Here is a 10,963-nt window from a genome sequence, read left to right as displayed (position 1 = left end):
CGAGTGGCTGATTCTGCTCTTCAGCAGAGAGGGAAGCGTTAGAAGCTGTCCCGATCAGCGAGGCCGCCATTTTACCGTGGCGCCGGTCGGTGTCAAGTGTTTCGTTTTCGTTAACTTCTTGATAATCAATCAGTTAGCCTTCAACGAAGAGTATCTCAACAGTGTTGCCGTTGGCCTTGGCCGGTGACAACGAGGAGCGCATTCTACAGCGTTATGGCGTAGTGTCAATCAGTGTTTTAAGAAACTTCTCAGAATACCTTCAAAGGATTTCAAACGCTGCTGACCGCCGGTCGCTGTTTAAAGCAGACTCCAAGCTCCGCCTGCTCCTGCAAGAGCAGGCGGCGAATTATACGACGGAATCTCCCTGCGTCAATGCCTTTTACCACAATCAACAGAACCATTGCTCATTAACCACAGCCAGAATCACACCCTGTCCAATTCTATTACAAACATTTCAAATGAAAGAACTTATAAGTACCTGGACATAAGGAGAAACCCGCTGGAGAAAAAAGCATTTACATATCTGTTTACTCAGTTTTTGTAGCAGCTGTTTCGGAAGATTCGCACACTCCAACCTTCAAGATTGCCGCTATAAGACCCGAGCAGGCATAAATAAGGAACACAGCCAGCAGAACCCTGGGCGGATCTGTAAAGACAACAGCAAAAACAAGTACGGCAATCAGGATAAAAACAAATGGCACTCTGCCACGAAGATCCAACTGTTTGAAACTGTGGTAACGAAAGTTACTGATCATCATTACACCAGCCAGTCCGGTAACCAGTGCCGCCAGTAGGGCCACCGCAATAGATGAACCATCCACACCAAAATCACTGAATGTCCATACCATGCCCGAGACAAGAGCAGCCGCAGAAGGACTGTTCAGGCCGATGAAATACCTTTTATCAACGCTATCCGCCATAGTGTTGAAGCGGGCGAGACGCAGCGCCGCGCAGGCTGCGTAAACAAAGGCAATCATCCAACCCAGCTTGCCAAGACCATGAAGCCCCCAGCTGAAAACCACTACAGCTGGTGCCACACCAAAAGAGACCATATCAGAAAGGCTGTCGTACTCTGCCCCGAATTTACTTTGTGCATTAATAAGCCTGGCCAGCCGCCCGTCCAGACCATCAAGAATCATAGCCACAAAAATAGCAATGGAAGCAGCGGCGTAATCAGGCTGCTCGGCAAGCACACTGATAATGGCATAAAAGCCGCAGAACAAAGCCCCTGTAGTCAGCAGATTTGGCAGGAAGTACACGCCTTTTCGGGTAACCTTCTCCCCACCTTCAGCGACTTCTTCGATATGCTCATCAACGGGAAGCAACCCATCAACCGAGGATGCTTCATTCTTGCTGTTTTCATCCATTCTTATTGACCGCTGGTTTCAGACCAGCACCACTTTATCACGAACCTGAAGCGTTCATGCAAGGGCAACTGTTGAGCATTGGTAACATACCGGACAGCCTCTGTCCCAGAGGGTGGAACAAGAGAATAGAGAGGGCAGAGAAAACAAAAAGCGGAAGAGTTTTCACCCTTCCGCTTTCGACGTGACGAGACGGTTAACTGTTTTACAATCAGTTCCTGGACTTATCAACAATCTTGTTGGCAGCAATCCAGGGCATCATTTCACGCAACTTACCACCAACCTGCTCAATGGGGTGAGCAGCGTTGTTACGGCGGTTAGCCGTCATGGAGGGATAGTTCATGGCACCTTCGGTGATGAACATCTTGGCGTATTCACCGTTCTGGATACGCTTCAGAGCGTTACGCATAGCCTGACGGGATTCGTCGTTGATCACCTCGGGGCCAGTCACATACTCACCATACTCGGCATTGTTGGAGATGGAGTAGTTCATGTTGGCGATGCCGCCTTCGTACATCAGGTCTACGATCAGCTTCAGCTCGTGCAGACACTCGAAGTAGGCCATTTCCGGAGCGTAGCCGGCTTCGGTCAGGGTCTCGAAACCAGCCTTAACCAGTTCAACCGCACCACCACACAGAACAGCCTGCTCACCAAACAGGTCAGTTTCAGTCTCATCCTTGAAGGTCGTTTCGATGATACCGGAACGACCGCCACCTACGCCGGAAGCATAAGACAGGGCCAGCTCTTTAGCCTTGCCGGACACATCCTGGAAGATAGCAACCAGATCAGGGATACCGCCGCCCTTCACAAACTCGGAACGTACAGTGTGACCGGGAGCCTTGGGAGCAATCATGATGACATCCAGATCAGCGCGGGGAACAACCTGGTTGTAATGGATGGCAAAGCCGTGAGCGAAAGCCAGAGTAGCGCCCTGCTTCAGGTTGGGCTCAATTTCGTTCTTGTACAGCTGAGACTGGAACTCGTCCGGAGTCAGGATCATAACCAGATCAGCGCTGGCAACAGCTTCAGGAACGCTCTTAACAGCCAGACCTTCAGCTTCAGCCTTGGCTGCGGAAGATGAACCGGGACGCAGGCCGATGGTTACGCTGACACCGGAATCTTTCAGGTTCAGAGCATGAGCATGCCCCTGGGAACCATAACCGATAACAGCTACCTGCTTGCCCTGGATGATGGAGAGGTCACAATCCTTATCGTAATAAACCTGCATAACTCTGACTCCTGGTTAACTGGTTTGCACCGCTGTTTTTCTATGAGCTTTTCTGTGAGCACTCTATTTAGCTCACTCTGTTTGAGGGCAACAGTAAACAGATCATTCCATTGCGTAAAATGATATATTTGCAATATTGTATTTCATAAAACGAAACAACGAATATGGACTTTCGCCCCCTCAAGCACTTTATCGCTCTGGCTGACACCCTCCACTTCGGCCGGGCCAGCGAGATTTGCCATATCAGCCCCTCCACCCTGAGCCGGAATATTAAGCAGCTGGAGGAGACCCTTGGTGTTTCGCTGTTTATTCGTGATAACCGCAGCGTCACTCTGACCCCTGAAGGTCAGCAGTTTCGTGACTATGCCCGGGAGACACTGACCCAGTGGGAAACCCTCAGCAGCCATCTGATATCAGAAGCCAGGGAGCTCAGGGGGGAAGTCAGCATGTACTGCTCGGTCACTGCCAGCTACAGCTTTCTTTACGACATTCTTAAAGAGTTTCGCCGCAACTACCCACGCATCGAAATCAAACTCCATACCGGTGCCCCGGAAGACGCCATTCCCAGAGTTTTGTCCGGCAAGGAAGATATCGCCATTGCTGCCCAGCCAGAGATTATTCCTGCCAACCTCTCCTTTCAAAAAATCGCGGTATCGCCACTGTTGTTTATTGCTCCCCGACAGGAATTCTCACTGCCGGCGTCCAACGCTGACTGGGCTGAGACGCCGATGATTGTGTCTGAAGAAGGGGTCGCCCGGGACAGGCTGAACCGCTGGTTTTCCCGTAAGAACATCAAGCCAAAGATTTATGCCCAGGTGGCCGGCAACGAAGCCATCGTCAGCATGGTGAGCCTGGGCTTTGGCGTAGGCGTTGTACCAAAGATTGTTCTGGACAACAGCCCTCTGGCTGACAAGGTACGCATCCTGGAAGCCACACCGGAACTTCCCCCTTACGATGTCGGCCTCTGCGCGATGGAGAAGAAACTGAAGAGCCCCCTTGTCAGGGCACTCTGGAGCCAGCTAAACCTTTCTGACTCCTGAGTAGTTTTTTCTTTCAGATGGTCAGCCTAGAAGCGCTTCTCAAGTTTCAGGCTGATAACATTTTTCTTATGACTGTAGAGCCAGTCAACATTACTTCTTACACGACTGTGCTTAAGGGTCAGACTGGGTGTTAGAGAGTAGAAGCTCCAGCGCGAAGCACTGACAATCAGAGTGTAGTTTGCCTCACGATCTTTACGCTGCTTGCCCAGTGGGGCATTAAGCGCCTGAAACTCCCGGGAGCGCAACGAGGTCGTTAAGGTTCCTTTGACGCCATCAAACAGCGGCCACGATGCTCCCAGTCGCATGCCCTGAAGCTTGTAGGCATGTACCTTCTCCCGGTTGTCTTTATGGGAATAATCCAGACCGCCAAACAGCAGCCATTTCGCCGTCAACTGATGGAACAGGCTGGCACGCCCCGAGATCAGGCCGCCATTCTGAAACTTCAACCGTTTCAGGCGATAGCGCTGGTTCTGATAATCAAGCTCAAACCTGGCAGCGGTTCTTGGGGAAAACACATGCAGCCACTCAACCCCAAGGCCCCAGCTGTGCACCAGGGCATCATTGCTTAAAGCCTTGTACTCAAACATCGGTGCGACAAAAAACTGATTCCGGGTACTTTGATAGCTATAACCAAAGCGAGTCAAGGCTGTGTGCTCATTAAAGGGCTTCTGGTTCTGGTAGCTGGTGCCATACACCAGTGAACGCAGCTGCAAGCCATGATGGCCTTTCAAGGAGAAGCGCTTGTTCAGGGTAAACTCATACTCAAGCCCGTTAGCAGCAATAGCCTTAGGAGTCTCTCGGGTTACAATACGATCGGGCAAACGGATCGTGACCGGTTTACCATCACGATCTCTTCCAACAAGAGTTCTGCCCGGAATCACCAGACGCAGAAAACTTTCCGATGACTGGTTGATATTGTCGCTATAGCTCGGCCCCAGCGCCAAAGAGCCCTGCCAACTATCACGGTGCTCCAGAGCTTTAAGAAAACTGTTTATGGTAACGATCACACCCTGGGATCTGGGGTTATTGACGGATAACCCACGCTTAATACTTTCAAACAGTTCTTGAGAATCACGGTTTTTGTGGTTTTCAAACAACACGCGAGCAAGCTCCAGCCGGGCTGGCAGAAAATCCGGCTGCCGACTCAGGAGCATGCGATACTCCTGCTCAGCCTGGGCAAAATCACCACGACTGCGGGCCAGTCCACCTTGCGTATAGTGCACCAGCAACATGTCATGACCAGGCAGCTTGAGATAACGCTGCAAAAACACCCGGGCAGCAGCCCACTTCTGGAATTTCACCGTCAGGTAAAGCGCACGACCAAGATCATTCAGGTTGTTACCTACACTCAGAGTCTGGCCGTTGATAGTCAGTCTGGCATTAACGGCCTGTTCTCTCTCTTTTTCTTCCTTCAGCAGCTCTCGCTCTTTTCTTACTGCATTAATATCCAGCTGTTGCTGTAAACGAAGGGTTGTATCTTCATCGCCATAAATATTGACACTGGCCACTGACAAAAGAATCAAACACAGAAAAAAGTGAGATGTGTTTTTAAAATTGGCCGGTGTAGAAAAAATCATTCTGTTACTGCATACCAGGTTATTTTAATTAACCGGGCAGAAGTTACTGAGTACAGCAACCCCTGCCCGGAATTACGCAAAAACGCTTCCTGCTTTTTTGCATAACGGACACACGGATTTGAATAAGCTTTATTGCTTAGTTTTTGGTACCACCGAAAGCAGTATCCAGGCGACGATCAGCAAATTTGGCTACACCAGCCAGAGCAGCGGCATCAGCACCAAAGAAGTGACCATTAGCGGAGCCCCACTGACCACCAGAAAGAGCCGCACCATTAAAGGCTGCTGTGCTGCTGTTAATGGTTGTATATTGAAGCTGAACACTGGTTTGACCATTAGAAATAGAACCACTCAGACTTCCGGTACCAAAGTTAGCTGTAAAGGTGCCCGTCATTTTATTGTTCTGCGCGGCAGTGTAATGATTAACACCCGTCACAGAGTAAGTGGCCGTACCGCTGGTGGGTACAGTAGTGCCCTGGTTATTACCAACGTAAAAGACCGCACGCTTACCATCATTAGCAGTATTACCTGAGATGTCCTGCGCCCACTCACCAAACCAGACATCACCACTGCCAACCTTCACAAAGTTAAAAGTACCAAGATTGCCATGAGGGTTCAGATCCAAAGTGTACACACCATTCGTTTTAACAGTGCCATTTGCCGGATCAGACAGCGCTTCAAGGTCAACTTTCAGGCTGGTGCCACCAAATCCCCAAACACCAATACCGGCTTTCCCTGCCACATGGGGGCCTGCATTAATGTTAGATTCACCCACTTCAATTTCATTGCTATAACTCTGGTCACCTACAAAACCAGCTTGCGCCAGGCCGCTGATAGCCAGAGTTGCTGCTGCGATCAGAGAGAGTTTCATTTTCTTCATTGGTCTTCTCCATTAAAGATATTGTTGTCATAGGAATGACGCCTCCCTGCGCCTCAGAGATTCCTTACTAATCCTCAAATCTCTGATATACGGATTGTTAAAATCCAGCTTTCCGATTTTTATAAACTGGCAGACAGGCTCAATTTGACGGTTCTTCCTGGAGCCGGAACACCTGTCACGCTTAAAGGCTCAAGGTAGTAACGGTTCGTCAGATTGGTTACCACCATTTCTACCTTCACATTCTCAACCAGCTGATACTTCACATACGCGTCAAAGGTTGTGGTTTTATCCCGCTTGATAGGTTCTTTCTTATGGCTGCCTGCTGTGTGGATAGTCCGGAATCCGGTTTCCAAGGTACGGTTCAGGAAACGTCCACCGATTAACCAGTTAGCGGAATATTCAGGAATAATTCGACCAGCTAAATAGCTGCCCCCAACCCTCTGGAGCTTAAAAGCTCCCTGTACACAATTGGGAGTAGAGCCATCTGGCGTAATTCTCAGGGCCATATTTTCATCGCACAGTTTATTCTCCAGGTTGTAAGCCAACCCAAGGTTGGTAAAGAAGATTCCTGTATCATAGCGCCCCTGAAATTCCAGCCCACGAACCTTTTGCTTTTCCAGATTGACAAAACCATCATTGATACCCAAACGGTCAATTACGTTTTTGGTGGTATTATCAAAATACGCCAGCTTGATATCTGCCTGGTCAAAGGTGTGGATATAACCCAGCTCGTAATTGAAGGCATGCTCAGGCTTCAGCTTTTCATAAGGATTGGCGGATGCTGAAAAACCGACTGTGCTTTCAAACATACTGGGGAAACGTAAAGCTTCAGCATAACGAAAATAAACCCGGCTGCTGTCAGTCACATGAAATGTAGCTGATACAGCTGGTACCCAGCCATCGGCTTCCTGAACCTCCGCAGTCCTGCTTACTTTATACTTATCAGCGGAAGCCGCCGACGCTACCGAGCAGGAGCCCTGCACATAGTTCGCTTGCTGAGCTGCAGCCATACAGGGGCTATTACTTCTGTTAAACCTTCCCTTTCCATCGCGCTCCCAACGTGCTGTATGGTTGTTTGTCACAACTGTACCAAGCTTGGCTTGCTCTCTTTGCCGAATGCCTGCGATTAAGTTTGGCCGAATCACATTCTGCCAGACAGGCAGGGGGACGTTGTTAAATGGAGGAGGTGGCGAGCTCAGTGGAAGCTTAGCGCTTTCCTCTGCAATTATCTGATCAATAATCGCCTGCGTGTAAATAGTGGTTGTTTCATAATTAACTTGTACAGCCCGGTTAGCATCCAGCGTTGTATATTTTCTGTCACCCTGTTTCAGGCGATTGTCCAGGAAATCATCCTTGGCCCGGTAATAGCCATAACGGGCACCAGCCGTCAGCTCCAGAAAGCTGACAGGCCGCCAGTTGAAATCAAAACTGCCATTAAACTCCTGACGTTGCCCAGCCCGCTGCCCTGCTCCACCACCAGGAATATCAATCGTTTTAGACAGTCCATCCTTGGGGCGCAGCTTATGGAACTGGTAATCAGAACCTAAAGTCAGGTCCAGACTGTTTGTCAGCTGCATTTTATTGCTGACGTTAAAACCGACACGGTATTCCTTGCTGTCTGCCACCAGAGTATTCTGAATCACACCATTTCTGGGAGTGTTGGCGTTGCCGCCTGCAGTATTGGTGCTGCTGCGGGTATAGGTAGCCCAGATATTGCTCTTCATATCCAGATAGGGATTATCTGGATTCCAACGATGCTTCAGGTTCAGGGCATCGGTTTTCACATTACTTAGAGGCCACTGGGGAACGCCGTCTTTATTTCGGAACTGTGCCCGGCTGGGCAGAATTTCACCAAACAGAGATTCGGTGTGACGGTAACCCAGCTGCAGCTTATTCTGGTCATTAATAGTCAGGGTGCTTTTAAACAGCCAGGACTTCATCTCACTTGAGGTATTGGGGACTTCCTCTCCCGGGCGATACACCAACGCCATATGCTCCGGCTTAATCTGAGAGAGAGTTGTTGCCGGCTCTGTGCGGGGCTGTGAATAAAAGCCTGCCCCTTTTTTACCAGCAAAGTAATTGCCTTTCTTACGATAAGCGTAGGCTCCCAGGAAATTAATCTGACCCAGATCCTTGGCAACAGCCAAGCGGAAGGCATAGTCATCACCGGACAGTGGATTCTTTGGGGCATCCGTATGCATCTGGCGAAAAACAGCGGGATCCTGAAACGGATTCAACCCATTTCGGTATTCAGGAACATCCGTAACTTTTTGCCCGGTATACAACCTTGGTTTTTGAGGTTCGACTGAGTTATTGCTGCCTTCAACCAGGAATTCAGCCCCAAAGCTTTCACTCGGTTTAATAATATCTTTTGCCGAGAGTGTATTAACCACCACAGCGCCACCAATACCAGTATTGACTCCCGGGGTCAGGGACGCTCCCTTCAGCACCTGCACATTGCTGATCAGGTTCGGATCGATATAGCTGCGGTTTGAAGCCCCCCGGTAACCTCGCCAGACAGTGGCTGCCTGCTCGGTACCATCAATAATAACCGGCACCTTGCCGGGCCCCTGCTGCCCGCGAATATTAGGATCTATACCGCCGCCGTTGCGGCCGTCGCCACTGGCAACGTTAGGCATACCATTGAAAATATCTGCCGGGCTGGAGCCTTTAAAGCGTTCAATCTCTTCCCTGCTGACATACACAGAGGAGAGATTTTTATCATAGACATCATCCTGGCCAATCAGATCCTGCTCAGCACCACTTTGAATAGCACCGGTTACCTTTACTGGCGCAAGCACAGTTGTGTCACCACCCGGGCGGGACAAGCGGTAAGAACCATCCGACTGCTTCTGGGCTATCAGACCGGTATTTTTCAGAATGGTTATCAGCCCCTGCTCAGCAGAGTATTCACCTTCAAGACCAGGGCTTGTCTGACCATTGGACAGGCTCGCATTCATGTGAAAACGGATACCAGCCTGCACAGCAAAGCTGTTAAGCACCTGATCGAGACTGGCAGCCGGAATATTAAAATTCTGTACGCCCGTAGTCGTTGATTCTGACCAGGCTGTCGCTGGTATAAGTGGCACTGCGAGGGCCGTGCATACGGCCAGCGTCAGCGGTTTAAGCTTGTGGGTAAATGAAAGCTGCATCCTGCACTGCCTTGTCGGTATTTTTAGTGTGGTGTTTTATTGAGTTGTCACTCTCTATACCGGGCAGGAATTAAAAACCCACAAAAGAAAATGAGAATTATTACTATTTATGGGTTTTCGGACAGCAAGATGCGCCCCCTCTCACAGTGACTTCGTAGTATTGCTAACAAATTTTTAATTTAACGGGGGGAAAGCGTGACCCAGTAACGGGTTAGGTACTGCACCTTCACCGGCACAATCTGGCTGAGGTTGTGCAGTGCCTGATCGGTGTCGCCTAATGAGAAAACGCCGGTAACCTGCAGATTGCTCAGGGCCGGATCAATACGGAGTGTCCCCGAACGATAACGTGCCAGCTCGCGGGCAAACTTCGGCAGGGACATACGGGTAGCCACCAGCAGCTGCTTGGTCCAGGCGCTTTCGGTATTCGACACTGCCCCTGTTTCGCTGATGCGGGCTGAAGTAAAGCTGGCCTTCTCCCCTGCCTTAATCACCCCGGTCTTAAGGCTATTCTCCGGAGAAAGTTTTACCGCGCCTTCATACACACAGATTCGAGTCTGCCGCTCAAGCTGGTACAGAGAGAAGCGGGTACCTAACGGGCTGGCCACCCCCTGCTGGGTATGCACATGCAGAGGAGCCTGATGAATGCCCGTTATCACCATCACCTCCCCTCTATGCAGATAAATATCCCGCTGTTGTTCGGTGATATTTGCAACAAGGTGAGTATCGGTATTCAGTACCAGCTCCGTTCCATCTTCCAGAGTCACTGTTTTCACTTCGCCAGTGGCTGTGGTGTATTGCACCCCGGGCGCAGAAGTGCTGGAGCTGTATACAGCCAACAAACTGCCAGAGCCTATGGCAACCCCCATCATAGCCAGCAACTGACGACGATTGACTGTTGTACGGGTACCCAGAATCTGCTGGCTGGTTCTCTGGTTCGGCAGGCTGGCAAATTTATTCTGCAGCTGCTGCACCTGTTGCCAGGCAACTTCATTGTCCAGATTCTGTCTTCGCCATTTCTCCAGACCATTGCGATCCTGCTCGGTGACATTATCCGCCCACAGCCGGGCAGCCCAGGCAGACGCCTCACGAATGGACTCTTTGGAAACGCGGGTTCGACTCATACTGCCTCCAAAGCCACCAGCATGCAGGCCTGCAGGGCTTTGGCGATATACTTCTCTACCGAGGAAACAGACACTCCCAACTGAGCCGCAATCTCTTTGTAGCTCATACCAGACAGCTGCTTCATTAAGAGGGCCTGCCGGGCCTTCTCTGGCAGGTTGTGGAGCATGGTGTCGATTTCAACCAGTGCCTGAATCGCCTGAACCTGATTCTCCGGTGAGGGGAATTCTTCCTCAGGCTGCTGCTCCAGATATTCGATATAGGCCTGCTCTATACGGCGGCGCCTGTATAAATCAATCACCAGGCCCTTGGCGATATAGGTCAGGAACTTTCGGGACTCTTTGGTCGGGGGCAGGGTTTTCCTGGTCATCAGACGAAGATAGGTATCCTGCAGCAGGTCGGCTGATAGCTCCGGACAGCCCAGCTTTCTCTGTAGATATACAGACAGCCAGCTTCTATGTTCGGAATACATCTGCCCTACTCGATCCATCTTTGCAGGCGTTATTAGTTCGTGGCAAACAGACATCCCCCCCCCTTCGCGCTACAGACAAACAGGCGCAAATGGTAATGATTCTCAATTGCGAAGTCGACTATAACATTACCCTT

At 50.3% G+C, this 10,963-nt stretch carries 10 protein-coding genes; 2 read left to right on the top strand and 8 right to left on the bottom strand.

Annotation, left to right across the window (positions count from 1 at the left end; translation table 11 throughout):
• Positions 1-187, top strand: a 187-nt coding sequence (locus tag ACY2RQ_RS15385) for a hypothetical protein (RefSeq protein WP_490113870.1), incomplete at its 5' end; no start/stop codon positions are given.
• Between the two features lie 82 nt (positions 188-269).
• Here ACY2RQ_RS15385 and ACY2RQ_RS15380 read toward each other — a convergent pair.
• The 3 genes from ACY2RQ_RS15380 to ilvC all read right to left on the bottom strand — a co-directional run bounded on the left by ACY2RQ_RS15380 (position 270) and on the right by ilvC (position 2,592).
• Positions 270-401 (bottom strand): hypothetical protein, encoded by a 132-nt coding sequence (locus ACY2RQ_RS15380; protein ID WP_490113869.1) that lies wholly within the window; start codon positions 399-401, stop codon positions 270-272.
• 126 nt (positions 402-527) lie between these two features.
• Positions 528-1,367: a CDP-diacylglycerol--serine O-phosphatidyltransferase gene (gene pssA / locus ACY2RQ_RS15375; RefSeq protein ID WP_490113868.1), complete on the bottom strand. Its 840-nt coding sequence runs from the start codon at positions 1,365-1,367 to the stop codon at positions 528-530.
• 208 nt (positions 1,368-1,575) lie between these two features.
• Positions 1,576-2,592 (bottom strand): ketol-acid reductoisomerase, encoded by a 1,017-nt coding sequence (gene ilvC, locus ACY2RQ_RS15370; RefSeq protein ID WP_490113867.1) that lies wholly within the window; start codon positions 2,590-2,592, stop codon positions 1,576-1,578.
• A 164-nt stretch (positions 2,593-2,756) separates the two neighbouring features.
• Here ilvC and ilvY point away from each other — a divergent pair, with 164 nt between their 5' ends.
• Positions 2,757-3,632: an HTH-type transcriptional activator IlvY gene (gene ilvY / locus ACY2RQ_RS15365; protein ID WP_490113866.1), complete on the top strand. Its 876-nt coding sequence runs from the start codon at positions 2,757-2,759 to the stop codon at positions 3,630-3,632.
• 26 nt (positions 3,633-3,658) lie between these two features.
• Here the strand turns inward: ilvY and ACY2RQ_RS15360 are convergent, their stop codons facing one another.
• The 5 genes from ACY2RQ_RS15360 to ACY2RQ_RS15340 form a co-directional block, all read right to left on the bottom strand.
• Positions 3,659-5,209, bottom strand: a complete 1,551-nt coding sequence (locus ACY2RQ_RS15360; RefSeq protein WP_490113865.1) for a surface lipoprotein assembly modifier — start codon at positions 5,207-5,209, stop codon at positions 3,659-3,661.
• Between the two features lie 136 nt (positions 5,210-5,345).
• Complete coding sequence (locus ACY2RQ_RS15355) at positions 5,346-6,086, bottom strand: Slam-dependent surface lipoprotein (protein WP_490113864.1); 741 nt, start codon at positions 6,084-6,086, stop codon at positions 5,346-5,348.
• Between the two features lie 119 nt (positions 6,087-6,205).
• Positions 6,206-9,238: a TonB-dependent receptor gene (locus tag ACY2RQ_RS15350; protein ID WP_490113863.1), complete on the bottom strand. Its 3,033-nt coding sequence runs from the start codon at positions 9,236-9,238 to the stop codon at positions 6,206-6,208.
• 179 nt (positions 9,239-9,417) lie between these two features.
• The gene (locus ACY2RQ_RS15345; RefSeq protein ID WP_490113862.1) at positions 9,418-10,359 is read right to left on the bottom strand and encodes a FecR domain-containing protein; all 942 of its coding nucleotides are present in this window, start codon (positions 10,357-10,359) and stop codon (positions 9,418-9,420) included.
• Positions 10,356-10,883, bottom strand: a complete 528-nt coding sequence (locus ACY2RQ_RS15340; RefSeq protein WP_490113861.1) for a sigma-70 family RNA polymerase sigma factor — start codon at positions 10,881-10,883, stop codon at positions 10,356-10,358. The genes ACY2RQ_RS15345 and ACY2RQ_RS15340 overlap by 4 nt, the downstream gene beginning before the upstream one ends.
• Positions 10,884-10,963: the final 80 nt, after the last annotated feature.

It is taken from the genome of Parendozoicomonas sp. 209JJ7-1 (assembly GCF_058147085.1).
The sequence above is the reverse complement of the archived record's forward strand: the minus strand, read 5'-3'. Positions and strand labels throughout refer to the sequence as shown.

Coding starts and splice junctions, on each gene's coding strand:
- ACY2RQ_RS15345 (WP_490113862.1), bottom strand. CDS start 10,359: ATGAGTCGAACCCGCGTTTCCAAAGAGTCCATTCGTGAGGCGTCTGCC.
- ACY2RQ_RS15340 (WP_490113861.1), bottom strand. CDS start 10,883: ATGTCTGTTTGCCACGAACTAATAACGCCTGCAAAGATGGATCGAGTA.
- ACY2RQ_RS15355 (WP_490113864.1), bottom strand. CDS start 6,086: ATGAAGAAAATGAAACTCTCTCTGATCGCAGCAGCAACTCTGGCTATC.
- ACY2RQ_RS15380 (WP_490113869.1), bottom strand. CDS start 401: ATGGTTCTGTTGATTGTGGTAAAAGGCATTGACGCAGGGAGATTCCGT.
- ilvY (WP_490113866.1), top strand. CDS start 2,757: ATGGACTTTCGCCCCCTCAAGCACTTTATCGCTCTGGCTGACACCCTC.
- ACY2RQ_RS15350 (WP_490113863.1), bottom strand. CDS start 9,238: ATGCAGCTTTCATTTACCCACAAGCTTAAACCGCTGACGCTGGCCGTA.
- pssA (WP_490113868.1), bottom strand. CDS start 1,367: ATGGATGAAAACAGCAAGAATGAAGCATCCTCGGTTGATGGGTTGCTT.
- ACY2RQ_RS15360 (WP_490113865.1), bottom strand. CDS start 5,209: ATGATTTTTTCTACACCGGCCAATTTTAAAAACACATCTCACTTTTTT.
- ilvC (WP_490113867.1), bottom strand. CDS start 2,592: ATGCAGGTTTATTACGATAAGGATTGTGACCTCTCCATCATCCAGGGC.